The sequence below is a fragment of the Leclercia sp. UBA5076 genome, from assembly GCF_002416465.1.
Lineage (GTDB): Bacteria > Pseudomonadota > Gammaproteobacteria > Enterobacterales > Enterobacteriaceae > Enterobacter.
On the sequence record NZ_DIAO01000015.1, the window covers coordinates 108345 to 133903 of the forward strand.

The following is a 25559-nucleotide window of genomic DNA, read 5'->3' on the forward strand; positions in this document are numbered from 1 at the left end:
GTCAGACTGATGTCAGTGATTATCGATAATTTTATTGCCCCGCCCTGCCATGCGGCGATAGAGACGCTCTGGCAGGACGACCATCTGGTGCTGATCAATAAACCCAGCGGGCTGCTCAGCCTGTCGGGGAAAAATCCGCAAAACCTCGATTCGGTGCACTACCGGCTGGTGCAGACCTTTCCCGGCTGCACGCTGGTGCATCGCCTCGATTTTGGCACCTCCGGGCTGATGGTGATTGCCCGCAACAAGGCGATCAATGCCGCTCTCTGCCAGCAGTTCAGCCAGCGCAGCGTAACCAAGACTTACACCGCCCTGCTCTGCGGGCATCTGGCCGATGATGAAGGGGTGATAGACGCCCCCATAGCCAAAGATCCGGCGCTGTTCCCGCGGATGTCGATTTGCGCTATCAACGGCAAGCCCGCCCGTTCCCGCTATCGGGTGGTGGAGCGCGGGCATTATCAGGGTGATGTGCCGGTCACGCGGGTGGAACTGACGCCGGAGACGGGGCGCACCCACCAGCTGCGCATTCACTGCCAGCAGCTGGGCCACCCGATTTTAGGCTGCGACCTGTATGGCGGAGTGCAGATACCCGGCACCGAACGCACGCCGCGCCTGATGCTGCACGCCAGCGAGCTGCGGTTCGTGCATCCGGTCAACGGGGAGCCTGTCCATATCCGCCATGCCAGCCCGTTTTGATAGTGCCATTTTGCCACGCGGCTCTCTGTCAGTTCAGCCCCACGCCTGGTTCTGAATCACCACCCGGTACCCGTTGTCATCCACGAATGTGTGCCCATTGACCTCCCAGTAGGGGTTAAACGCATTTACCTGCGTAAAGCCCGCGCTGCGCATTCGCCCGCAGGTCGCTTCCCATTCGGCTTTATCGGGATAATAGAGAACGATCAGATCCTCGTTCGTTTGCAGAGGCTGAACGGGATGGTGGTGGCACACGGTAAATTCGATATGCCAGGGTAAATCTTCCCGCCCTAACATGATCCCGCTGAAGCCCTGATGATCGCTAAAGTCCGCAATCTTTTTCAGTCCTAATCCCTGGCTGTACATCAGGAAAGCGTTGTCGAGGTTTATGACAGGTCTGGCAATACGCATATGGGTGAACATCCGGGCTCCTGTGGGCTGCTGGTTTATCATGCCGTCTCAGTCTACCTGCCGTTGCGTTTGCCATTTTCCTCTCAGTGCGTTCCGACATAACGGCGGCACGCCTGATGTTGCATCGCGCCGCCGGGCGGTCTGGGTGAGTTTGCAGCGGAATGTGGCTATCCGGTTAATCCAGAACGATGAGCCCTCTCACCCCGACTGCTGCACCTGTGCCGACAAATAGACCCGCACGTAGCGTACAAATTTGCCGACAAAGACCCCGGCGAACAGCCCGCCGGTAATGATGGCGAAGGCGCTTGCGCCGGGGCGCTGCAGCGTCTCGGGCGCAATGGCGCTGATCGCTCCCAGCACATATTTCACCGCGAAGGCCAGCATCATAATGGGCAGTGCCGAGTAGTCCGCCGAACGGTAAATGCTGCGCGGGGCGGCAGCCCGGCTCACCGTCACCCCTTTGCTCAGGATATAGCCCATCGCCGCGCCGCTGAGTAGACCTGCCAGCCACAGGGAGCCGGTGCCGAAGGTGAGTGTGCGAAAGACCAGCAGGTCGTAGATATCCCAGATCAGAAACAGGGCCGGAACGATAGCGAGCTTTTCCAGCGCAACGGTGGCGGGCTTACGCGCCCGGATGCCTCTGCTTATCAGGAACAGCAGAACCAGATAGACCCAGACGGGGGTATGAATCAGGACACCAGAGATGAAATCAAGCATAGGGTTCACCTTCGCCTCCGGGGTGACACCGCGTCACCGCTCCGGTTGAGTATTGCCTGGGGTACCCGATCTACCATCATACTTTATCAGGTTCTTTTATTTGTCCTTCGCTTACCCTTTTTGAAGTAGTAATTTCCGTGAGTAACTGTAATCCATACATAATATACGTAAACAATTTGTTATATTATTTAACAGCCGAAAACAACGTCCATAAATAATATAAAAACCAATTAAGATTAATCCCACGTACAATATTTTTATATGGGCTATAAGCGGGCCACCCTGAACGTAAACTTACGTAAAGAGCCCCGCCACGCCTGGACTCGAACGTTTCAGCGAAACACAAAACAAGCGATAAAGCAGAACAACCGGAAGGTCGTTTGTTTACATTACCTTGGCGAAACTTATTTGCGAAACAAGCGGAGCGATATATTCAGTTAAATCTTAAAACATAAGATAATTTATTTTCAAAACCGCATTTGACTCTTCTGAAATAGGGGCTAAATTTAATCCTGAACGACAACGGATACGAATAAAAACGTATCTTACTGACATAAACGATGTAAATGAGGAAACATAATATGGCAGAGCAACGTGGTGGTTCAGGTAATTTCGCACAGGATCGTGAAAAGGCCTCTGAAGCAGGGAAAAAAGGCGGTCAGCAGAGCGGTGGTAATTTCAAAAACGATCCGCAGCGCGCTTCCGAAGCAGGTAAAAAGGGCGGTCAGCATAGCCATGGTGGCGGACGTAAGTCTGACAACTCTTAATTCATCTCATTATTAAAGCCTGTTCTTCACTTTAATGGGTAACCTCTGCGGGTCCGCGGGCTCGCAGATTTTTATAGCACTGGAGAAAAAGTATGAATATGAAAAGTATAGAGGATGTATTTATTCATTTGTTATCCGATACCTATAGTGCAGAAAAACAGCTTACTCGTGCGCTGGCTAAATTATCCCGCGAAGCCGCCAGCCCCGATCTGAGCGCTGCGTTTAAAGCGCACCTGGAAGAAACCCATGGTCAGATTGAGCGTATCGATCAGCTCATCGAGAAAACGCCAAATATTAAATTGAAAAGAATGAAATGCGTGGCGATGGAAGGGTTAATTGAAGAAGCCAATGAAGTCCTTGAAAGCACAGAAAAAAATGAAGTGCGTGATGCAGCATTAATCGCTGCGGCGCAAAAAGTCGAACACTATGAAATTGCCAGCTACGGCACGCTCGCTACCCTGGCGGAGCAATTAGGATACACCCAGGCGGTCAAATTATTAGCCGAGACGCTGGAAGAAGAGAAATCCACCGATCTTAAACTGACCGATTTGGCAGTCGGTAATATTAATCAGAAAGCAGAAAAGTAAGCCTGAATTAACCGAACCCGAGGACGAAAATATGAATCACGTAGAACACTACCATGACTGGCTACGCGATGCTCACGCCATGGAAAAGCAAGCGGAATCTATGCTCGAATCAATGGCGAGCCGTATCGATAATTATCCTGATGTCCGCGCCCGTATTGAGCAACATCTTACTGAAACCAAACAGCAAATAAATGTACTGGAAGAGATCCTCGACCGTAACGATATTTCCCGCTCAATGTTGAAAGACTCCATGAGCAAAATGATGGCGTTCGGCCAGTCTGTCGGCGGCATTATGACCTCGGATGAAATCGTAAAAGGCTCTATTAGCGGCTACGTTTTCGAGCAGTTCGAAATTGCCTGCTATACCTCCCTGCTGGCCGCGGCGCGAAAAGCCGGAGACGTGGCATCGATTCCAGCGATCGAATCGATCCTCGCCGAAGAGCAGCGCATGGCCGACTGGCTGATCCAGCATATTCCTGACACGACTGAGCAGTTCCTGCTGCGCTCAGATGCTGACGGTGTCGAAGCGAAAAAATAACCAGGGAGTGAGCGTATGTTTCGACACGTAAAACAATTGCAGTATACCGTCCGCGTTGCCGAGCCGAACCCCGGCCTGGCAAACCTGCTGCTTGAACAGTTTGGCGGCCCACAGGGCGAGCTGGCGGCCGCCTGCCGTTACTTCACCCAGGGGCTGGGCGATGACGATCCAGGCCGCAGAGAGATGCTGATGGATATCGCGACCGAAGAGCTCAGCCACCTTGAGATCATCGGTACGCTGGTCGGCATGCTGAACAAAGGCGCCAAAGGCGAACTGGCGGAAGGCACCGAAAGTGAAGCGGAACTCTACCGCTCACTGACGCAAAACGGTAACGACAGCCATATCACCTCCCTGCTGTATGGCGGTGGGCCACCGCTGACCAACTCCGCAGGCGTGCCATGGACTGCGGCGTATATCGATACTATCGGGGAAGCCACCGCCGATTTGCGCTCCAACATCGCGGCGGAAGCACGCGCCAAAATCATCTATGAACGCCTGATCAACGTCACTGACGATGTCGGGGTAAAAGATGCCCTTGCGTTCCTGATGACCCGTGAAGCCGCACACCAGCTCTCGTTTGAGAAGGCGTTGCAGTCGATTCGCAATAATTTCCCACCAGGGAAACTACCGCCAATCGAACAATACGCAACCACCTACTACAATATGTCTGCAGGTGATGATCTTCGCGGCAGCTGGAACAGCGATGAAAACTTTGAGTACGTTGCCGATCCGCAACCCGCCGTTGATGGCGGCGATGGCAGCGCTGAGGTTACGCTCACGAAAGAGCAGGCCGCACTACTCAAAGCGATGGCGAGCCGCACCGAGTCGGATCCAACAGCCGATCCGCTCACTGGCGCTGAGCTGGGTGCCGGTAAAAATAAACCGTAACCCCGCCCGCAACAACAGCCGTACCACGATGCCCCGTTTTATACGGGGCTTTTCGCTGACAGGGGAAGAGTACGATGTTCGAACTCGATGCGTTTTATCTCGCCAGGCTTCAGTTTGCCTTCACTGTCTCATTTCATATTATCTTCCCGGCGTTAACCATCGGCCTTGCCAGCTATCTGGTGGTACTGGAGGGGATGTGGCTGAGAACGAAAAATGATGTCTGGCGCTCGCTCTATCATTTCTGGTTAAAAATCTTCGCCGTTAACTTCGGCATGGGCGTGGTCTCCGGGCTGGTGATGGCTTACCAGTTTGGCACCAACTGGAGTGGCTTTTCGCAGTTTGCCGGCAGCATCACCGGCCCGCTGCTCACCTATGAAGTGCTCACCGCCTTCTTCCTCGAAGCGGGTTTCCTTGGGGTCATGCTGTTTGGCTGGAACAAGGTTGGGCCTGGCCTGCACTTCTTTGCCACCTGTATGGTGGCGCTGGGCACTCTGATGTCCACCTTCTGGATCCTCGCCTCCAACAGCTGGATGCACACGCCGCAGGGCTTTAGCATCGAGAACGGTCAGGTCATCCCCGAGGACTGGTTCGCCATCATCTTTAACCCCTCTTTCCCGTATCGTCTGATCCACATGTCCATCGCCGCCTTCCTGAGCAGCGCCCTGTTTGTTGGCGCCTCCGGGGCATGGCATCTGCTGCGCGGTAACGACAGCCCGGCGGTGCGCAAAATGTTCTCAATGGCGCTGTGGATGGCGCTGCTGGTGGCGCCGATTCAGGCCTTTGTCGGGGATATGCACGGCCTGAACACCCTCGAACACCAGCCGGCAAAAATCGCCGCCATCGAAGGGCATTGGGAAAATCCCCCTGGCGAAGCGACGCCCCTGCTGCTGTTTGGTGTGCCCGATATGGAAGAGGAGCGCACCAAGTATGGGCTGGAGATCCCGGCGCTTGGCAGCCTGATCCTCACCCACAGCCTGGATAAGCAGGTCCCGGCGCTGAAAGATTTCCCGAAAGATGAGCGCCCTAACTCGCTCATCGTCTTCTGGTCGTTCCGCGTGATGGTGGGCCTGGGGCTGCTGATGATCCTGATGGGGGTTATCAGCCTTTGGTTGCGCCATCGCCGTCGGCTCTATCACTCCCGCCCGTTCCACCGCTTTGCCCTGAGTATGGGGCCAGCGGGTGTCGTCGCGATCCTCGCCGGCTGGGTTACGACCGAGGTGGGCCGCCAGCCGTGGGTCGTATATGGCTATCTGCGCACCATTGATGCGGTGTCGCTGCACAGCACCCTGCAAATGAGCATCAGCCTGCTGGCGTTTATCGTTGTTTACTGCTCGGTATTTGGCGTGGGGTTAGTCTATCTGGTGCGGTTGATTAAGAAAGGACCGCAGCCTACCGATAATCTCTCGATGAAGACCGACGGCAGACCCGCACGCCCGCTCTCGGCGGCAGAACCGGTTCCGGAAGAGGAGAAACTGTAATGGGCGTCGATATCTCAGTTATCTGGTTTGCCATCATCGTTTTCGCCACCCTGATGTACATCATCATGGATGGCTTCGATTTAGGTATCGGCATGCTCTTCTACTTTGAGCGCGACCCGCAGGCGCGCGACGTGATGGTAAACAGCGTCGCCCCGGTATGGGACGGAAACGAAACCTGGCTGGTGCTGGGGGGAGCCGGGCTGTTTGGCGCCTTCCCGCTGGCCTATGCGGTGGTTATCGATGCGCTGACCATTCCCCTGACCGCGATGCTGATCGGGCTCATTTTCCGCGGGGTGGCGTTCGAGTTTCGTTTCAAAGCCACGCCGTCGCACCGCGCCTTCTGGGACTACTCCTTCGCCGGGGGCTCGCTGCTGGCGACCTTCAGCCAGGGGATTGTCGTCGGGGCGATGATTAACGGCTTTGACGTTGAAGGCCGCCGCTTCGCGGGTTCGTCGCTGGACTGGCTGACCCCCTTTAACCTCTTCTGCGGGCTGGGGCTGATGGTGGCCTATACCCTGCTGGGCACCACCTGGCTGATTATGAAAAGCGAAGGGGCATTACAGCGCCATATGCGGGATTTGACCCGCAAGGTGCTGCTGGCGCTGCTGGCGGTCGTGGCGGTGGTAAGCGTCTGGACCCCGCTCGGCTGGCAATATGTGGCCGACCGCTGGTTCACATTGCCGAACTTCTTCTACTTCCTGCCGGTGCCGCTGCTGGTGGGGATCTTCGGTCTGTGGATCTGGCGACTCACCCGCGATCCGCACAGCCATACCCGACCCTTCCTGCTGACCCTCGGGCTGATCTTCCTTGGCTTTAGCGGGCTCGGCATCAGCCTGTGGCCCAACATTATCCCGCCACGCATCACCATCTGGGACGCCGCCGCGCCGCCGTCCAGCCAGCTCTTTATGCTGGTGGGCACGCTGCTGATCATCCCGTTGATTCTGGTCTATACCGCCTGGAGCTACTACGTGTTTCGCGGCAAGGTGACCGACACCGAGGGCTACCATTAAGCGCGGCAGCATTGCCGGGTGGCGCTGACGCTTACCCGGCCTACAAATCGCCCCCAGGCCCGGCAAGCATCGCGCCGCCGGGCGGTGCGCAATAAAAAGCCGGGTGGCGGCTTTGCCTTACCCGGCCTACAAAACGATACTGCTTACCCTATTTCCGCCGGGTGATCAGTTTCCCCACCAGCAGCAGTCCCGCCAGCGCAGCGCTACCCAGCAGTACTTTCCCCGGCACGCCGGAGGTGATGGCCGTCGCCCGGGTTCTCGACTCGTCGGAAAAGCGCCCGTGGACCTGGTGCATCCCCCTGACCGGCCCGGAAAGATAATCCTGCCGCTCGGGGACGTTGAGTTCGTTGGTCATCTGCCCTTCCCACACCTTTTTCACCATCATGCGATCCAGCAGGCCGGGGAAGAGAAACTGGCCGATAATCGCCTGTATGGTGCTGCGCCCGACCCACAGCTCCCGCACCGGGCGGCGGGTCACGTTGAAAATCGCCTCGGCGGCCACCTCCGGCTCATAGACCGGTCCGATTGGGCGCATAGCGAAGGCAAACTTATTGCGCGCCCAGCTAAACTGCGGCGTGTTAAGGCCCGGCATCTGCACCATCGTCAGCTGGATATTGATACGCTCGTGGATAAGCTCGGTGCGTACCGCGTCGGTAAAGTCGCGGATCGCCGCTTTCGCGCCGCAGTAGGCGGACTGGAGCGGGATGGAGCGGTAAGCCAGGGCAGAGCCCACCTGGATAATCTGTCCCGCATCGCGCGGGGTCATCACGGACAATGCCGCCCGGGTGCCGTTAACGTAGCCCAGGTAGGTTACGTCCGTGACCCGGCGAAACTCCTCATCGCTCATGGTGCGAAACGGCGCCAGCACCCCGCACATGGCGTTGTTGATCCATACATCAATTGCGCCGAGCTGCGTCTCGAACGCGTTGGCCGCCGCCATGATGGCCGACGCGTCCGTCACATCGGCATTCACCGTGTGACACTTCACGCCGAAGCGTTCAATTTCGGCCCGCGCCGCCTCAAGGCTGGGGTCATCCCGGGCGATAATCCCCACGTGATAGCCCGCCTCTGCAAAACGCAGCGCCGTGGCTTTGCCCACGCCAGCCGTCGCTCCGGTGATCACCACAACGCTCATCATGCTCTCCTTAATGCAGTTGCTTTTTCCAGTGCGGGATCTGCCGCAACAGTTCAGAAAGCGCGTAACGAACCGCTTTCTCAATCACATCTTCACACTCGCCGGTGAAGTGCTGCACGGCGGTAGTGACCTCACCGCGAAAAGACCAACCAAACCAGACGGTGCCTGCCGGAGTGCCATCCTCACCGCCGTCCGGCCCGGCATAACCGCTGATGGCGATGCTGATATCCGCGTCGGCAAGCTCCAGTGCGCCCTGAGCCATCTCGCCCACCGTCTGGCTACTGACGGCGGTATATTTTTCCAGGGTGGCATTGTTGACACCCAGTACCTTGTGTTTAGCTTCGTTGTTAAAGGTGACCACGCCGGTACCAAAGAACGAGGCGGTATCTTTCTCGGCGCAGAGCGCAGAGGCCAGGTTGCCGCCGGTGCAGGATTCTGCGGTAGTAAGCAGCCAGCCCAGATCGATCAGGACAGTTGATACCTGGCTGGTGAGTTCTTTGGTGGTTTTGGCCTGGTTCCAGACATTTTCATTTTCTTTCATGATGCACTCTCTTCAGGAATAATCGAAATATGACCATTACGTTCAAGTATGGCGTATTTAATTTCTTCCAGAGTGGTTATGCCGTGATTTTGCCGGGCAGAGACCAGAATGTCGTCGCAGGAGACATCGACTTTCTTTAATTTTTCGTTTTGCAGTTCACCGTGCACCACCAGAATAACCGGGGAGCCGTCGATGGCCGATTCCGCACCGGATATATATTTTTTTACCATGCCAAACAGCATATCCACCACCACCAGCGTAATAATGGTGAGCATGGCGCCGGTGACGGAAAAATCATCCCCCAGCAGCGCCTGTTGCGTAGCTTCACTAATAATTAATAACAGGATCAGATCGAAGCTGGTCATTTGCAGCAGCGCCCGCCTGCCGGCGATTTTAAATACCACCAGTAAAATCAGATAAATCGCCACCGCCCTGAGTATCATTTCCATATTGGTGCCTTAGGGATAGATAAATTGCCAGAAAGAGAGGCCCGGTTGATTATTTACCGTGACAGAGAGGTCGGTTTTGCCGGGGCGTTGTGGGGTGGTATAGAGCCAGACGGTTAAACCCTTGCGCGGTTCCTGATAAACCAGCACGATCTCCCCGCCCTCGCTGTACATTTCATCGGGCTGGGGCCAGATATTATCGGTTTGCATCCGTTCCATATATTCGCCGCCGATGCGCAACGTCAGCGGCGTAGTACTCTGTTCTGGCACGCTAATTTTCAACTCAATGGGCGTTTGCAAGCGTCCAAAACGTTCATACTCAACCTGCAAATTACCCGGAGCGTTACTCTTTGTCGCTTCGCTAAAATAGCCACCAGAAAAAAGCCCTGACAGCGCAGCGGTGATAATGAGTATTAACAGAAAAAAACCGAAGCGGTGCGCATCGTATTCAAACTGCAGGGCAGCATGACTCTGTTTGACGCCGGGCAATTCAGGGGGGGGTTCTTTGGCTTTTGCCATTTATCACCTCACCGTCTCGTTAATTAATATTATGCAGCCAGATGATTTTTATCGATAAATTTGATTAAGACTGTTCCTGTTTGCAAAATAAAAAATAGCAACCAGGCTTAATCTGTCAAGCAGGCTAAACCAAGGAGGCTGTATGAAATTATCCGTCGCACCCTTATTGTGTTGTCTTATAATTCCGGCTGTATATGCCGATGATAATGGTGGACTGAAGAAAGATACTGCCCCTCCTCCACCGCACGCGCTGGATGATGGTTATCGTGGCGCGGAAGATGCCCGCATCATGACCGTGGAGCAGGCCAAAGAGATGCACGACGGGGCTACGATCTCCCTGCGCGGTAATCTCATAGAAGGTTCCGGCGGCGATAAATTTAAATTCCGCGATAAAACCGGCACTATTGATACGGTGATCCCCCAGGCGGTATTTGATGGCCGTACCGTCCAGCCCGATAATATGATCAGCATTAACGGCAGTCTGGATAAAAAATCAAATCCACCGGTGGTCCGTGTCGACCGTATTCAGAAATAGTGTAAATTTCACTTAAGTTTCTCGTGGATATTCCCGAATATCCACGAGAACCCTGAGGAATATATTCTCTAAACCTTAACCTACCAGATTTAAGGAGCCAAAAACTCGGATAATTCCGGGCTTTAGGATTAATCCCCCTTTCCTTCCCCTCGCAATACTTAAACAATTTTACACAAATTCACATTGCCTTCTTTATTGCTTACACAGCACGGATTCGCCGATGAAAGCCCGACATAATATTGCCCTGATAATGGCGACAGCCTCTGGTCTGTCTTTAATGGTCTCTGCCCATGCGGCGCCACCCGATAATCAATTTATTATTCAGCAGCAGCGCCAGAGAGCATTAGAGGAGCAATTAACCCCGCCGGTCCCGGATGTGCGCCTTTCAGAACCGTCATCCGGTTTTGGTAACATTGCCTTCCCGACCGAAACGCCCTGTTTTCCGATTAACCGCGTCGAGCTGAGCGGCGAGGAGGCCCTGCCCCACTGGGTGCCGTTGCAGCGTATTGCGGACCAGGCGCAGGGGCGCTGTCTGGGCGGCAAGGGCATTAACCTGCTGATGAGCACCCTGCAGAACCGCATCGTCGACCACGGCTGGATCACCACCCGCGTGCTGGCCCCGTCGCAGGATCTGAAGAGCGGCACCCTGAAGCTTGCCATCGTGCCGGGCACTATCCGCCACGTGAAGCTGACCGAAGAGAGCGACGACTATATCCAGCTCTACAGCGCCTTCCCGGCTCACGAAGGCAACCTGCTGGATCTGCGCGATATTGAACAGGGGCTGGAAAACTTACAGCGCCTGCCAACGGTTGAGGCCAGTATGGAGCTGCTGCCGGGGGAAAACCCGGGCGAGAGCGACGTGGTCATCACCCGCAAGCAGAGCAAAATGTGGCGTATCGGCCTCTCGCTGGACGATGCCGGGACCGAAACCACCGGGCGCTACCAGGGCGGCGTGACGCTGTCGCTGGATAACCCCTTCTCGCTGAGCGATCTGCTCTATGTCTCTGCCAGCCACGATCTGAACGACAAGGGCGGCAAAGGGAGTAAAAACGTCACCGCCCACTACTCGGTGCCGTTTGGCTACTGGATGCTGGGCGTCACCGGCAGCGACTACGACTACCACCAGACCGTCGCCGGGCTGAACGAGGATTATCGCTACAGCGGTAAAAGTAAAAACCTCGACATTCAGCTCAGCCGGGTGCTGCACCGCAGCGGCTCACAAAAAACCACCTTCTCTTACGACGTGCTGGCGCGGGAGACCCGCAACTATATCGACGATACGGAAGTGGGCGTCCAGCGCCGTCAGACCGCGGGCTGGCGCATCGGGCTGGATCATCGCCACTACATCGGCCAGGCGACGCTGGATGCGGGCATCAGCTATCAGCGCGGCACCCGCTGGTTCGGTGCCCGGCCTGCGCCGGAAGAGTACTGGGGCGATGCCACCGCGCTTGGCAAAATTACCCTGCTGAGCGCCCAGCTCGATCTGCCGTTTGCCATCGGTACGCAAAACTTCCGCTACAACGTGCAGTACCTGCGTCAGATCAGCAACACGCCGCTGACGCCGCAGGATCAGTTCGCCATCGGCAACCGCTGGACGGTGCGCGGCTTTGACGGCGAACGCACCCTCAGCGCCAGCCACGGCTGGTACGTGCGTAACGATCTGGCCTGGCGCACGCCGTTGCCGAACCAGGAGTTCTATCTGGGCGCCGACTACGGCGAAGTGGGCGGTTACAGTTCCGATCTCCAGGTGGGTAAACATCTGGCGGGCGGCGTAGCGGGCCTGCGCGGCAACGCCTTTAACACCGGCTACGACCTGTTCGCCGGGACGCCATTCTCGAAGCCGGACGGCTTTGAAACCAGCGATCTGACGCTCGGCTTTAACCTCAACTGGAGCTGGTGATGCGCGTCGGAGATCTGGATATCAAAGCGCCGCTGATCCTCGGCGGTGAGGAGAGCGAGGCCGAAGTGCTGGGCGCCACCGTCTGGCTGTGGATGCACTCCCCGATGCACCGGGATGCCCCGTTGCACGCCCTGCCCACCCTGCTGCTGCCGATCATCAAGCGCCGCCAGTACGTGCTGGTGAGCGAAAACGACCGCCCGGTCTTTTTCCTCAGCTGGGCCTGGCTGAACGAGGAGGCGGAAGTCCGCTACCTCACCCGCCCCGCCATCGAGATGCGAGAGGCGGACTGGGACTGCGGGGATCGGATCTGGTTCTGCGACTGGATCGCCCCCTTCGGCCATACCGCCGCGATGTACAACCTGATGCGTCGCGATATCTTCCCCGACCACGTCTGCCGCGCGCTGTATCACCGCGGCGCGGCGCGTGGCAAGCGCGTGATGCTGTTCCACGGCAGCCACGTCAGCCGTCAACACGCCAGAGAGTGGCAACAGAATCACCCGCTCGCCGTGAGCCTGCCGGAAGCGTTTAAAGGAACGAACCATGAATAAGAACCTGTACCGAATTGTCTTTAACAAAGCGCGCGGCATGCTGATGGTGGTGGCGGATATCGCCCGCTCCGGCCGCGCCGGTTCGTCCCGTTCTTCCGGCATTGGCCATACCCACAGCCAGCTTATCGGCAAGGTGAGCGCCTTAAGCTTTAGCCTGTGGCTGGCGATGGGAGCCGTGCAGACGGCGCAGGCCGCTATCGTGGCCGACGCCGGTGCGCCAAAAAACCAGCAGCCAACGGTCATCAACAGCGCCAACGGCACGCCGCAGGTCAATATCCAGACGCCATCTGCTGCGGGGGTGTCGCGTAACAACTACACCCAGTTCGACGTGGAGAGCAAAGGGGCAATCCTCAACAACTCGCACAAAAACGTGCAGACCAACATTGGCGGCATGGTGGCGGGCAACCCGTGGCTGGCAAAAGGCGAAGCCAAAGTGATCCTCAACGAGGTGAGCTCTCGCGACCCGAGCAAGCTGAACGGCATGATCGAAGTGGCGGGTAAAAAAGCCCAGGTAGTGATCGCCAACCCGTCAGGCATTACCTGTAGCGGCTGCGGCTTTATCAACGCCAACCGCGCCACCCTCACCACCGGCCAGCCGCAGATGAAAGACGGCGCGCTGACCGGGTTTAACGTCGAGCGCGGCGAAGTGGTGGTCGAAGGCGCGGGGATGGACACCTCCGGCGCGGATTACACCGACATCATTGCCCGCTCGGTGAAGGTTAATGCCGGGCTGTGGGCCAAGGATCTGAAGGTCACCACCGGGCGTAACAAGGTGGATGCCGCCCACGAGACGATCGAAAAAGGCAGTGACGATCCTGCCACCCGTCCGCAGCTGGCGGTGGACGTGGCCAGCCTCGGCGGCATGTACGCAGGCAAAATCCGCATGGTCGGCACCGAGAGCGGCGTCGGGGTACGTAACGCCGGGGCCATTGGCGCCCAGGCGGGCAGCGTAACGATCTCCGCTGACGGCCGCATCGAGAACAGCGGCACCCTGCGCGCTGGCGACAGTGCCAGCCTGCAAACCGCAGGGGAAGTGCACAACAGCGGCGTGATGACCGCCGCGAATAACGTCCGGGTGAACGCGGCCAGCTTCACCGGCAGTCAGCAGAGCGTGCTGGCCGCCGGGGTAAAAAGCGACGGCAAGCTCGCCGATGCGGGGGATCTGGAAATCAGCACCCGCGGCCAGCTGAGCGCCCACGGGCAAACCCTGGCGGGCGGCAATCTCAGTGCCAGCGGCCAGGGGGTGGACGTCAGCGGCAGCCAGACCCAGGGCAAACGCGTGCTGCTGGACGGCGGCGCGGAAGGCGTGAGCACCGCCAGCGCGAAGGTTAACGCCAGCGAACTGACTGTGCGTACCGGCAAAATGCTCAATAACAACGGCGGCACGCTGGGGGCGGAGACCATCAGCGTCAGCGCCCACGACCTCAGCAACCAGAAAGGCAACATCGTCCAGCGCGGCAACAGTACCCTGGCGGTAGACCTGCCGGGCGCCCTCAATAACCAGCAGGGGCAGATTGGCGCGGCGAACGGCGTGCAGCTTAAGGCCGGGACCCTCGACAACAACGCCGGGCAGATCGTGGCGGTAGCGGGCAACACCCGGCTTGAGGCCGGGAGCGTAAACAATCAGCAGGGGTTGATCTCAGCTGGCGCGGGTGACGGCGAGATTGCCAGCCAGCAGGCGGTAAACAACGCCAAAGGCCGCATTGAGGCGGCGAAAACCCAGCGCATAAGCGCCGCAAGCCTCGACAACCAGCAGGGGGTGATTGTCGCCGACGGCGCGACACTGGCCCTCAACGGCGGCGCCCTGGATAACCGCGACGGCGCCCTGCTCTCTCAGGGTTCCCTTAATCTTGAGAGCGGCGCGCTGAATAACCAGCGCGGCTTCCTGGCGAGCGAGGGCGATTTTAGCCTGACCGCGGGGGCTATCGACAACACCGACGGGCAGATTGGTGCGAACCGGACGTTGACCGCCGGGTTCGACACCCTCGCCAATAACGGCGGCGCGCTGAAGTCGGTCGGGGCTATGACCCTCAGCGGCGGCCTGCTGGATAACAGCCAGGGGACTACCTTCTCCGGCGAAAGCCTGAATTTCAACGGCGGCACGCTGAACAATACGTCCGGGCAACTTGCTGCGACAGGGAGCCTGTCACTGGGCACCTCGCAGCTCATCAATAATAAAGGCGTGCTGCAGGGTGACGGCGTAAACGTCACCACTGATGCCCTCGATAACCGCGACGGCACCCTGAACAGCCTGGGGGCACTGAACCTCTCAGCGGACAACGTGAATAACCAGGCCGGCACCCTGGCGGCCAGCGGCGCGGCGGATGTGGCGGCAACGAACCTCGATAACCGCAACGGCGGACGGGTGATTGGCGAGGCCGATACCGCCCTGCATACCGGTAACCTGCAAAACGGCGGCGGAGAGATCCAGTCGGTGGGCGACCTGCTCCTCGACAGCGCCCAGGGTATGGTGGATAACGTCTCCGGGCTGATCCGCAGCGGCAAAAGCGTGACCCTCACTGCCCTGGAATTTGTTAACACCAGTACGCTCGGCGAGAACCAGGGGCTGGAGGGCCAGAGCCTGGCGCTGAACACCGGGAGTCTGGATAACCAGCGCGGCAGTATCCTGGCGAATAACACCCTGAGCATCAATAACAGCGGCGTGCTGAACAACGGCGCGGGGGTGCTGGCCTCGGGCGATACCCTGGATCTCAGCGGTAGCGCCCTGAATCTGCTGAACGCGGACGGCACCCTGAAAGCGGGTAAAGCGCTGCGCGTGGAGGCTCAGTCTCTGGATGCCAGCGGCCAGCTGCTGTCGCTGGGGGATATGACGCTTCACAGCACCCGCGGCGTGAACAACAGCGGCACTACCCTCGCCAACGGCAACCTGACGTTCACCACCGATGGCGATCTCACCAACAGCGGCCAGCTAATGGCGGGCAGCGCCCTCAACGTGCAGAGCGCGAATCTTAATAACCTCGCCAGCGGTGAAATCAACGCCGGCAGCACCACCCTGACGGCCCGCGGCACGGTACGCAATACCGGCCTGATCGACGGGATCGCCACCCGCATCAACGCCAACACCCTGACCAACACCGGCACCGGGCGGATTTATGGCGATGCGGTGGGGGTAAATGTGGGTACCTTTAACAACCTCGCCGAAAACGGCACCGCAGCGACGCTGGCCGGGCGCGAGCGCGTCAACCTCGGCGTGCAGACCCTGAACAACGCCGATCACGGCCTGATCTACAGTGCGGGCAGCATGAGCATCGGCGGCGCGCTGGATGATAACGGCGCCGTCACTGGCCGCGCCGCGACCATTAACAACCACAGCTCGACCATTGAATCCGCCGGGGATATGGCGATTGCCGCCGGGCAGATCAATAACATCAACGACCACTTCTCCACCGAGGTGGTGCGGGTGTCGCAGGAAGAGCTCACCGACTATCAGCACACGGGCTCAACCAACCGCTGGAGTTCGACAGAAAAAGGCGTCTGGGTGGATGACAACTCTTCCGACGGACTGCGTAACCTGAATACGCCAGAAGACAGCGGCGCAAATAACGACAACTTCAACCAGTACGACTACACCCGCACCATTGACGAAACGCGCATCAAAGAGAGCGACCCGGCGAAGATCCTCGCCGGGGGCAACCTGCTGCTGACGGGTGACAAACTGTTTAACGACAAGAGCCAGGTGATTGCAGGCGGCACCCTGGCAATCGACCAGCTGGGCAGCGTGCAGAACGAGGACGTGCCCGGCAAGCGTTACACCACCGATGAAGGCACCGTCACCCACTACTACCGTATTCGCCACAAGGGCGACGATGAGCAAGGGCGCGACCGCACGGCATATACCCCGCCCACCACCATTCAGGACATCTCCCTGAAGCCGGGCCAGCTGATCAGCAACGGCAGCGTCGAGGGCAGCAATCTCAGCATCACTCCGCTGGTACTACAGGGAACGGACGTGACCATTGGCCAGGCCGCCGGGGTGAAACCCGCCCCGCAGCAGACCGTTTCGCCGGGCGAGCCGGTGACCCCACCTGCCGGACAGCAGTTTGAAGTGACCCCGGCCGACGGTGCGATCCGCATTATCGGCCCCAACACCACCCTGCCGGACAACAGCCTGTTCAAGGTGAACCCGTCGGCGGAGGTGCCGTACCTGGTGGAGACCGATCCGCGCTTCACTAACGAGCGCCAGTGGCTCGGCAGCGACTATATGCAGGACGCCTTTACCGCCGATGGCGACAACACGCTGAAACGGCTGGGGGATGGCTACTACGAGCAGCGCCTGATCCGCGAGCAGGTGATTGGCATCACCGGCCAGCGCTACCTGGATGGCTACAGCAACGACGAAGAGCAGTACAAGGCGCTGATGGATCGCGGCATCACCTTCGGCAAGCAGTACGACCTGAAGATTGGCGTGGCGCTGACGCCAGAGCAGATGGCGCTGCTGACCGGGGATATCGTCTGGCTGGTCAACACCCGGGTGAAGATGCCGGACGGCTCCACCGAGAACGTGCTGGTGCCGCAGGTCTACGCCAAAGTGAAACCGGGTGATATCGACGGCTCTGGCGCGCTGATTGCCGGGAACAACGTCTCCATCAAGCTTAACGGCGACCTGTTTAACCGTGGCACCCTTGCCGGGCGCAAAGTCCTGCAACTGGACGCCGACAACATCACCAACCAGACCGGGACGATTCAGGGGGCGGACGTCAACCTCAACGCGCGCACCGATATCAACAATATCGGCGGTGCCATCGTGGGTGACAACAGCGTGCTGGCCAGCGCCGGACGCGATATCAATCTCACCAGCACCACCCTCAGTGCCGACAGCGTTAACGGCGAGAACCGCTTCGCCCGCACCACCATCGACAGCGTCTCCGGCATCTACGTCCAGGGCGACGACGGCAAACTGGCGTTGCAGTCCGGGCGGGATATCACCCTGACCGGCGCACAGGTGATCGCCAGCGGCGAGAACGGCAAAGCGCAGCTGGTGGCCGGGCGGGATATGACCCTCAACGATCTTCAGACCGCCAGCCGCGATAGCCTGGTGTGGGATGGCGACAACAGCCTGAAACAGGGCCAGACCAACAGCATCGGCAGCGAGGTGACCGGCAAAGGGGACGTCACCCTGGCCGCCGGGAATGACCTCAACGCCCGCGCCGCTGCCCTCTCCGCCGGAGAGGCGCTTAACGTCAACGCCGGGAATAACCTGACCCTGGCGGCGGGTGAAAATAGCCAGGATCTGGACGAACGGCACAAAGTGGTGGGCGGTAACGGCTGGCTGTCGAAAACCACCACCACCACCCGCGACCAGATCGCCCGTCAGACGGTGCAGAGCAGCGAGCTGAACGGCGACACTGTTAACCTCACCGCCGGAAACGATCTCACCGTGCGCGGCAGTAACGTGGCGGGCACGGGGGATGTGGCCCTGCTGGCAGGCAACAACCTGAGCGTGGAGACCCAGGCCGAACGCAATAACGAGCTGCACCAGAAGCAGGAGAAAAAATCGGGGCTGCTGAGCTCGGGCGGGATCGGCTTTAGCGTCGGCACCCGGAGCATCAAAACCACCGACACCGGCGCGGACGCGACCCAGGCGGGCAGCACCGTCGGCAGCGTCGACGGCGACCTGACCCTGCGCGCAGGGGATCGCCTGACGGTAAGCGGCTCCGATCTGGTGGCGGGTCAGGACATGACGCTGACCGGTAAAAACGTCGACATCACGGCGGTGAACAACCGCAGCCAGCAAACTCATGAGGTGGAACAGAAAACCTCCGGCCTGACCCTGGCGCTCTCCGGCACCGTCGGCAGCGCGCTGAACAGCGCCGTTGAGGCCTCTCAGCAGGCAAAATCCTCCGGCAGCGGCCGCTTACAGGCGTTGCAGGGGGTGAAGGCCGCGCTCTCCGGCGTGCAGGCTGCCCAGGCCGCGCGGATGGATCAGGCGCTGGGAGCGGATGCCTCTAACACCAATACCGTGGGCATCAGCCTCTCTTACGGCAGCCAGTCGTCGAAATCGACCCAGTACAGCGAGCAGAACACCGCCCAGGGCAGCACGCTTAACGCCGGGCGCGATCTCAGCGTTGTCGCCACCGGCAGCGGCGCGCGCGGCACGGACGGGGATCTGACCGTGGAAGGCAGCCAGCTGAAGGCGGGCAACGATCTGACCCTCGCCGCCAACCGCGATCTGTATCTGCGCTCGGCGCAAAACACCCAGCTGCTGGATGGCAAAAACGAGAGCAAGGGCGGCAGCGTCGGGGTGGGCATCGGGTACGGCTCCGGCGGCGCGGGCATCAACATCTCCGCCAGCGTCAACCGCGGCAAGGGCAACGAGAGCGGTAACGGCACCACTCACAGTGAGACCACCGTGGACGCGGGCCGCCAGGTGAATATCCTGACCGGACGTGACGCCACCCTGACCGGGGCGCAGGTGAGCGGCGAAACGGTAAGAGCGGATATTGGCCGCAACCTGACCCTCACCTCCGAGCAGGACAGCGATCGCTACGACTCGAAGCAGCAGAACGCCAGCGCGGGGGGCAGCTTCAGCATCGGCTCTATGACTGGTTCGGCCAGCGTCAACCTCAGCCGCGACAAGATGCACAGCAACTACGACTCTGTGGTGGAACAGACCGGGATCTTCGCCGGCAAAGGCGGCTACGACGTTACCGTGGGCGAGCATACCCAGCTCAACGGGGCGGTGATTGGCTCTACGGCTACCGCCGATAAAAACCGTCTCGATACCGGCACCATTGGCTTTAGCGATATCGAAAACCGCGCCGACTTCGAGGTGGAACACCAGAGCGTGGGCATGAGCACCGGGGGCAGCATCGGCAGCCAGTTTGCCGGGAATATGGCGAACGGCCTGCTGGTGGGGGCGAACCGCGACGGGCATGACAGCAGTACCACGCACGCGGCAGTATCGGACGGCACTCTGATTGTCCGCGACCAGGATCGTCAGGTTCAGGATGTCAATCAGCTCAGCCGCGACGTGGAACACGCCAACCAGACCCTCTCCCCTATCTTCGACAAAGAGAAAGAGCAGGAGCGGCTGCAGCAGGCGCAGCTCATCGGTGAGATTGGCAATCAGGTGGCGGATATTGCCCGCACCGAGGGGAGCATCCGCGCCACCAACGCGGCGAAAGAGAAGCTGAATAACGTCAACGCGCAGGATCTGCAGGAGGCAAAAGCGGCGTGGGAGAAAGCCAATCCGGGCAAAACCGCGACTCTTGAAGACATTAACAGCCAGATCTACCAGACGGCGTATAACGACGCGCTCAGTGCCTCCGGCTTTGGCACCGGCGGGCAGTATCAGCAGGCGATTCAGGCGGCGACGGCAGCGGTTCAGGGGCTGGCCGGGAGCGATCTCAGTGCCGCTCTCGCGGGCGGTGCTGCGCCATACGTGGCGGAGGTGATTGGTCACTACAGCGGTCTGAACGACGCGGGCAAAGTCGCCGCCCACGCGGTGGTCAACGCTGCGCTCGCCGCCGCCCAGGGCCAGGACGCGCTGGCGGGCGCCGCCGGTGCCGCCACGGGCGAGCTGGTGGGGATGATCGCCACCGAGATGTACGGGAAACCGGCCGACGAGCTGGACGAAACCCAGAAGCAGACGGTTTCTGCGCTGGCGACGCTGGCGGCGGGCTTGTCCGGTGGACTGGTGGGCGACAGCTCTGCGTCTGCTGTGGCGGGGGCGCAGGCGGGTAAAACGACGGTTGAGAATAATTTCCTTGGTTCTACATCTTCAGACAAACTTGACAAAGCCGTTGAGAAAATTAAGAACGGTGATAAGTCATTAGCAACTGCCAATGAGCTAATCAAGCTGGAAAATGCCGACAAACGTAGCGATGCACTGGTTTCTAAATTTACTAAAGATCCATCACAGATGAGCAGCAATGAACGGGCTGAATTGGCAGGTTACTTACGTGTTTACGCATCAGAGATGGAGAGGGAATACGGTTCTGCTGTTTCGCAAGAACTGGTCAAAGGTTTGCTCTCCGGACAGGATTACATGAAACGTAACCCTGACTCTGAGGCCATGTCTAAGGCTCAGACAATCATGAATACCTGGGGCTACCATAAATCGAATGCCAGCATTGGCGACGCACCTGTCATGTTCGGGGGCAGCGTGCTGGGCATTACTGTGAAAGGTATGGCCGCTAATGCTGCAATTGGTATTGGAGTAAATACGGGTGTGCAACTGGCAGGAAAGGATCCTTTCAGTTATGTGGACGCAATCATGGCGGGAGTAACAGCCGCAGCAACAACGGGGAAAGGTATTCTGGTTTCAACTCCTATAAATATGGGTGGTGCGGCAATAGGTAGTAGTATTAAAGGTGAAGATCCAACTAACTCAACTATTGGCGCCGGAGTTGGCTCTCTATTTGGTGGTGGTATTGGCAAAGTGGCAACCGAGCAGCTAAAACCTTTTATAAAAGAAGGTAGTGCTGAAATAATTGGAGCAGCTACGGGGGCCACTGTGGGAGAGGTTTCCGGCAATAAAGTTAAAGATAAACTTGACAATGCAGGAAAGAAAAATGGAAAAAATTAACATTAAGGATTTGGTTAAACTGGTTTGCATATGTGTAAGCATATTGTTTATTGCGGTAGTCATCGGCTATCTAATCGTTTCAGTAATCGTTTATTTTAAAATAAATGTATTTGAGTTCGATTGGAGAGAAGCTTTCAGTGATGCCTTAAGGAAAGGTATCGCTGGCGGCTTAATACTTGCTTTCGGCATCTGGATTAAAGCCAGGTTACAAGAGCGTAAAAAGAAAAAAAGAAGCAGATAAATAAGCCAACAACAATCTCAGCCAGCAGACTGGGATTGTTGTTGAGAATAGCGCCCCTGGCGACATCGCCACGGGGTAAGTGCCCGGTAAACCCACCGAGCAAATGGCCGAAGAACAGGTGAAGGTATTGACTATCGAGAAAACGACGCTAATCGTAGAGAAAATGCAACGCATGGCTACTTTATTAGAATTAGGGGGTTATGCCGAATGGTCAGTAGTATTTGTAAACTGGCTAAAAAATATGAGCTGGAACCTGATGATACCAAACACATTTTTCTCAATCTCTATGGTGGAATGGGATCTCTAAACGATCTCGTACTGTATAGAAACGGAAAGGTTTTGATGAGTGAGAACGATGAACTCGATCAACTCAGACGCGACCTGTTTAACCTTCTTTCCTGAACAAAAATTAAGGTAAGGTGATTATGGCTGGAAGGTTGTATTTGGATGTGAATTCGCTCTGTCCCGATGACGTGGCCAGGATGATGTAAATTATTTCTGCTTCCTGAACAATGAACGAAACGATTATCGACGGTGACGACAGGGGCCTTTAAATGACAAATAAATCAGTTAACCAACTACGGGCAGGGTTAGATCGCTACCAATCAAACGGCTATGTCGAATCCAATTCATTTAACGATCCGAATGAGGATGCTCTGGAATATCTGGGCATGCTGCTTGTGGAAGATCAACCCACGGCGCTAAAGTATTGCCAGAGATTTTTGCAGCAGTCCCAGGCCAATGATGAACTAAAATCAGCCGCACTTGATTTTTTACTACTGTCCAGTGAATGGAGTTTCGCGTATCAGTATCTTTATAGCCAGGCGGAAAGACTTTCTATCCCGGAACTTGAAAAGGCGTTTTTTTATTTTTATTGTGATAAAAACGAAGCCGCACCTCATCCCGTTCCCGAAGGGCTATTCACAAAATTGTTAGCACGATACGAGATTGTTAAGAATGAGCCCGATGCTTATTTTTATCATCTTCATGAAGCCTATAATGACTTTGTTGAAACACTTTCTGATAGGCGTAATTGACTTTAAATTGCCTGGCACTTTGTTAGCGGAATTTTGGCTATAAATTTGTTCTTTAACAAACAAGATATATTATAGTTGAGAAGTACACGCCAGATGGGGTTATAAAATGACAGTGGAATGGGCTAGTTTTATAGATGTTCTTGGTGAAAGGGAAGATTCTATTGGAGTTAACAACCTGTGTCATGCTATCGGTGAATCCCCGGTTATATCAGCTGATGCTGGCGAATATAATGATCCGGATGGAAAAACAAAGTACTATAAATTTTACCACTCGGGTATCGAGATGGGGTTTCGGAAAGACTGCTTAAGTCATATTCATTTTTACTTTGGCAATGAAGATGAATATTCACCGTTTACAGGTAATTTCATCCCTGGAATTGAAGCGGGAATGGACAGAGCATACATTACAAAATTGCTTGGAAAACCCACTTTGGCTGGCGAAGGCAAAGTTGACATGCTCCTTGGATGGATTAATGGATGGTCAAAGTATGATTACGGGAACCACTCAGTACATATTCAGTACACGGAGCATAATCATCTGTGTCACGCAACGTTAATTAAAAATTAAAACACAATGATTTGTAACGATTTTAATCAAATTTTAGCCCGAATCGGTGTATAGCGATTACGGGCACAAATATTGCCCTCTTTGAGCAAATTTATCTGTCAGGAGGAATGATGCGCGAATCCCAGGATATTTATAATGACATTGGTTCAGTACTGCTCTCGATCGCACCTGATACTGCGGAAAAAATCATTCTGTGTGCCACGTTAGATCCGGAAAGTGACTGTGGTGAGTTTACTTATAACTATATAGATAAACAGGGTAACCAGCACTGGATCACTGAAACCGCAGATGCCAGTGCAAGACTTTTAGATCTTTTAGTCGAACTAAGAAATTTCTTTGTTGATAACTTTAAATCACAAGAAAAGCCATTCTGGCATGGGTGTGAAGTAACGGTAAACATTGAAACACTGAAAATAAATATCGACTTCAAGTATGAGAGTTAATAAACAGTCTCTCGCCCCTGCCGGCGGGATGTTGGGTTTACGTTAGTAATAAGGGGAAAGGGTCTATGACTCACTCGCATCATTTGATTAAAATTATCGCTGATATGACCATTTTTCTTGAATTCACTGACGACCATTCGCTCAATCCAGATGCCGCTGTGGAAATGATGGAACGTATTGCCGCCGAGCTTCAGCGACTAACGGACGCTGAGAAAGCGAGAGTTATCGATTCCTTTACAGAGATTGCGAAAGCGTATCGGGGGGATGAGTCCGACTTTGTCAAAGATCTGCCCGATACCTTTGGTTTGCGTTGACCAGTCGTTGTCAGTCAGGCGCGACAAGGAGAAAGAGCAGGAATGGCTCCCGGAGGCGCAGTTGATCGGCGAGACTGGTAATCGGGTGGCGGATATTGCCCGTATCGAGGGCAAAGCCGCCGCCCACGCGGTGGTCAACGCTGCGCTGGCGGCAGGCTTATCCGGTGGGTTGGTGGACGATAGCTCTGCTTCTGCACCCTATGCTGCAAAGACAGGATGGGCCTATTGCGGATAGTGACGCAAACTTTCCACAACGATAACAGCATAACTTCTGGTATAAATCGTGCACAACTCAACAGATGGCGCTCTGATTAGTGGAAGCAGCGAGCTAACGATTTCAAATAGGTGACGGTATGACTAACAGCCTGAATAATGTTATTGAAGAGTTAAAGGTTGTATCCGGGAACGAGAGAACTAATATTCCTTTGCCGGATGAAGCTCTTATTTCTAAATATGAAGAAGAGACAGGCTTTTCTTTTTCACCTGACTATAAGAAACTTCTTAAGGAAGCTGGCAATATCTATTATGGAACAATCGAATTGTTGTCTATCACAGAAGACAAAAAATTCTATGGCGAGTTATTAACGGCTATAAATGATGCAAAAGAAGTTGGAGTACCTGAATCGTGGTTACCGATATGTGAAGATAACGGTAGTTATTATTGTTTAGATCAACAAGGTCGTGTCCGATACTGGACTGGCGATGGTGATAGTGAAGAGCAGTGGCCTGATTTAGCCGCCTGGGTGAAAGATGTCTGGATCGATGGCAACTAAGGTAATTATTTTACCTGAAAATCCCTGGCACCATAAAAGATGATTTTTGGAGCACCTGTAGAAAAGGCTTATGGATTGAGTGTTACGATGATCTTGCTCGTAACGCCCTCTTCTTCGCTGAAGATGTTTTTGGCGGTCAATTTTGTATAAAAGAAGATGGAATATACACATTCGATCCAGAGACAGGTGCTTTTGATTATCTTGCACCAGATATCAATGAATGGTGTAAACATATTCTTGAAGACTATGAGGTATTAACGGGCTACCCACTGGCAAACGCATGGCAGAAGAAGTATGGTTCAATACCAGCGGGCTATCGCCTGGTTCCAAAAATTCCGTTTGTAGTGGGTGGCGAATATGAGCCAGATAATCTTTATTTAGAAAAATCGACAATAGCAATGAAAGCAAGAGCCACTATTGCATTGCAAATATGAGATGTTCCTGATGGTAGCAATATCAAGTTAACGTTAAAATAGTGTGCAGTGAGGTTCAATAATATGTTAGTCAACATTGATGAAATACAAAAACAAGTTAATGAAATTATTTTGCGAGCAGGCTTTCCAAAACATTCAGTTAATCTGTGTTCTGCTCCCTATGGCGATGGCACTCCCTATATTTCATTCGAAAATAGTTCATATAATTATATTTACTCAGAAAGAGGGTATGAGTTCTCCCGAAAAGTCACTCACTCTTTAAACACGCTGCTTTATTGGATAATCTCCGAATTTGCCTATAAGATTGCATACCAGTATGAGTTAGATCACAGGGTTGAAGGCAGAGATGGAAGGCGCATCGCTTTTCCAAAATTTATTGAAATAATGGCAAATATGAACCCAGCCTGGGAGTCGGAAGCACGAAATGAAATTCAAAATATTCTGGTTGAAGCACCCTATGACGATAGCCTCTATACATAGTTGAGGGC

Annotated in this window: 27 protein-coding genes; 21 read left to right on the forward strand and 6 right to left on the reverse strand. The window is 55.8% G+C overall.

The features are described 5' to 3' along the window. The first annotated feature begins 9 nt into the window (after positions 1-9). Positions 10-696 carry an RluA family pseudouridine synthase gene (locus B3X29_RS15455; RefSeq protein WP_159340332.1) on the forward strand — a complete coding sequence of 229 codons (687 nt, stop codon included), beginning with the start codon at positions 10-12 and terminating at the stop codon, positions 694-696. 33 nt (positions 697-729) lie between these two features. Here B3X29_RS15455 and B3X29_RS15460 read toward each other — a convergent pair whose 3' ends face one another. Then, entirely contained in the window at positions 730-1116 is a 387-nt protein-coding gene (locus B3X29_RS15460; RefSeq protein ID WP_103180813.1) for a hypothetical protein, read from the reverse strand. A 186-nt stretch (positions 1117-1302) separates the two neighbouring features. Then, positions 1303-1821: a hypothetical protein gene (locus B3X29_RS15465; RefSeq protein ID WP_156655125.1), complete on the reverse strand. Its 519-nt coding sequence runs from the start codon at positions 1819-1821 to the stop codon at positions 1303-1305. A 581-nt stretch (positions 1822-2402) separates the two neighbouring features. On the opposite strand from B3X29_RS15465, the gene B3X29_RS15470 reads away from it, so the two are divergent. The 6 genes from B3X29_RS15470 (at position 2403) to cydB (ending at position 7089) form a co-directional block, all read left to right on the forward strand. After that, a complete protein-coding gene (locus B3X29_RS15470) occupies positions 2403-2588 on the forward strand; it encodes a general stress protein (RefSeq protein ID WP_103180815.1) in 186 nt (61 codons plus the stop codon). Positions 2589-2680: 92 nt separating this feature from the next. Further along, complete coding sequence (locus B3X29_RS15475) at positions 2681-3175, forward strand: ferritin-like domain-containing protein (protein WP_103180816.1); 495 nt, start codon at positions 2681-2683, stop codon at positions 3173-3175. Between the two features lie 31 nt (positions 3176-3206). Next, a complete protein-coding gene (locus tag B3X29_RS15480; RefSeq protein ID WP_103822602.1) occupies positions 3207-3713 on the forward strand; it encodes a ferritin-like domain-containing protein in 507 nt (168 codons plus the stop codon). 15 nt (positions 3714-3728) lie between these two features. Continuing rightward, on the forward strand, positions 3729-4601 hold the full coding sequence (locus B3X29_RS15485) for a manganese catalase family protein (protein ID WP_103180818.1): 873 nt from the start codon (positions 3729-3731) through the stop codon (positions 4599-4601). A gap of 74 nt (positions 4602-4675) precedes the next feature. Continuing rightward, entirely contained in the window at positions 4676-6079 is a 1404-nt protein-coding gene (locus B3X29_RS15490; protein WP_103822604.1) for a cytochrome ubiquinol oxidase subunit I, read from the forward strand. Continuing rightward, the gene (cydB, locus tag B3X29_RS15495) at positions 6079-7089 is read left to right on the forward strand and encodes a cytochrome d ubiquinol oxidase subunit II (RefSeq protein WP_103180820.1); all 1011 of its coding nucleotides are present in this window, start codon (positions 6079-6081) and stop codon (positions 7087-7089) included. The genes B3X29_RS15490 and cydB overlap by 1 nt, the downstream gene beginning before the upstream one ends. 148 nt (positions 7090-7237) lie before the next feature. Here the strand turns inward: cydB and B3X29_RS15500 are convergent, their stop codons facing one another. The 4 genes from B3X29_RS15500 to B3X29_RS15515 are packed head-to-tail and all read right to left on the reverse strand — an operon-like array spanning position 7238 to position 9730. After that, a complete protein-coding gene (locus B3X29_RS15500) occupies positions 7238-8224 on the reverse strand; it encodes an SDR family oxidoreductase (protein WP_159340354.1) in 987 nt (328 codons plus the stop codon). Between the two features lie 10 nt (positions 8225-8234). Continuing rightward, positions 8235-8765 carry a 2-oxo-tetronate isomerase gene (locus tag B3X29_RS15505; RefSeq protein WP_156655127.1) on the reverse strand — a complete coding sequence of 177 codons (531 nt, stop codon included), beginning with the start codon at positions 8763-8765 and terminating at the stop codon, positions 8235-8237. After that, a complete protein-coding gene (locus tag B3X29_RS15510; protein WP_103180823.1) occupies positions 8762-9214 on the reverse strand; it encodes a DUF421 domain-containing protein in 453 nt (150 codons plus the stop codon). The genes B3X29_RS15505 and B3X29_RS15510 overlap by 4 nt, the downstream gene beginning before the upstream one ends. A gap of 9 nt (positions 9215-9223) precedes the next feature. After that, positions 9224-9730, reverse strand: coding sequence for a hypothetical protein (locus tag B3X29_RS15515; protein WP_159340333.1), 507 nt, complete (start codon positions 9728-9730; stop codon positions 9224-9226). A gap of 142 nt (positions 9731-9872) precedes the next feature. Here B3X29_RS15515 and B3X29_RS15520 point away from each other — a divergent pair, with 142 nt between their 5' ends. The 14 genes from B3X29_RS15520 (at position 9873) to B3X29_RS15580 (ending at position 25551) form a co-directional block, all read left to right on the forward strand. Next, a complete protein-coding gene (locus tag B3X29_RS15520) occupies positions 9873-10265 on the forward strand; it encodes a YdeI family stress tolerance OB fold protein (protein WP_103180825.1) in 393 nt (130 codons plus the stop codon). 250 nt (positions 10266-10515) lie between these two features. Beyond that, positions 10516-12165: a ShlB/FhaC/HecB family hemolysin secretion/activation protein gene (locus B3X29_RS15525; protein WP_236560492.1), complete on the forward strand. Its 1650-nt coding sequence runs from the start codon at positions 10516-10518 to the stop codon at positions 12163-12165. Further along, positions 12165-12713, forward strand: a complete 549-nt coding sequence (locus B3X29_RS15530) for a toxin-activating lysine-acyltransferase (protein ID WP_159340335.1) — start codon at positions 12165-12167, stop codon at positions 12711-12713. The genes B3X29_RS15525 and B3X29_RS15530 overlap by 1 nt, the downstream gene beginning before the upstream one ends. Continuing rightward, entirely contained in the window at positions 12706-21261 is an 8556-nt protein-coding gene (locus B3X29_RS15535) for a hemagglutinin repeat-containing protein (RefSeq protein WP_290557496.1), read from the forward strand. Before B3X29_RS15530 ends, B3X29_RS15535 begins: the two co-directional genes overlap by 8 nt. Next, complete coding sequence (locus B3X29_RS15540; RefSeq protein ID WP_103180829.1) at positions 21248-21502, forward strand: hypothetical protein; 255 nt, start codon at positions 21248-21250, stop codon at positions 21500-21502. Before B3X29_RS15535 ends, B3X29_RS15540 begins: the two co-directional genes overlap by 14 nt. 103 nt (positions 21503-21605) lie before the next feature. Further along, complete coding sequence (locus B3X29_RS15545) at positions 21606-21809, forward strand: hypothetical protein (protein WP_103180830.1); 204 nt, start codon at positions 21606-21608, stop codon at positions 21807-21809. Then, positions 21749-21904 carry a DUF6966 domain-containing protein gene (locus B3X29_RS22605; RefSeq protein WP_371816560.1) on the forward strand — a complete coding sequence of 52 codons (156 nt, stop codon included), beginning with the start codon at positions 21749-21751 and terminating at the stop codon, positions 21902-21904. Before B3X29_RS15545 ends, B3X29_RS22605 begins: the two co-directional genes overlap by 61 nt. Before the next feature lie 152 nt (positions 21905-22056). After that, positions 22057-22539, forward strand: coding sequence for a hypothetical protein (locus B3X29_RS15550; protein WP_103180831.1), 483 nt, complete (start codon positions 22057-22059; stop codon positions 22537-22539). 106 nt (positions 22540-22645) lie between these two features. Then, the gene (locus tag B3X29_RS15555) at positions 22646-23107 is read left to right on the forward strand and encodes a hypothetical protein (protein ID WP_159340337.1); all 462 of its coding nucleotides are present in this window, start codon (positions 22646-22648) and stop codon (positions 23105-23107) included. Between the two features lie 110 nt (positions 23108-23217). Beyond that, complete coding sequence (locus B3X29_RS15560) at positions 23218-23550, forward strand: immunity protein YezG family protein (protein ID WP_103822616.1); 333 nt, start codon at positions 23218-23220, stop codon at positions 23548-23550. A gap of 65 nt (positions 23551-23615) precedes the next feature. Next, on the forward strand, positions 23616-23864 hold the full coding sequence (locus B3X29_RS15565; protein WP_103180834.1) for a hypothetical protein: 249 nt from the start codon (positions 23616-23618) through the stop codon (positions 23862-23864). Between the two features lie 7 nt (positions 23865-23871). Next, positions 23872-24099 carry a hypothetical protein gene (locus tag B3X29_RS15570; RefSeq protein ID WP_156655133.1) on the forward strand — a complete coding sequence of 76 codons (228 nt, stop codon included), beginning with the start codon at positions 23872-23874 and terminating at the stop codon, positions 24097-24099. Between the two features lie 118 nt (positions 24100-24217). Next, positions 24218-24637, forward strand: coding sequence for an SMI1/KNR4 family protein (locus B3X29_RS15575; RefSeq protein WP_103822619.1), 420 nt, complete (start codon positions 24218-24220; stop codon positions 24635-24637). Positions 24638-25134: 497 nt separating this feature from the next. After that, the gene (locus tag B3X29_RS15580; protein WP_197080109.1) at positions 25135-25551 is read left to right on the forward strand and encodes an Imm63 family immunity protein; all 417 of its coding nucleotides are present in this window, start codon (positions 25135-25137) and stop codon (positions 25549-25551) included. Positions 25552-25559: the final 8 nt, after the last annotated feature.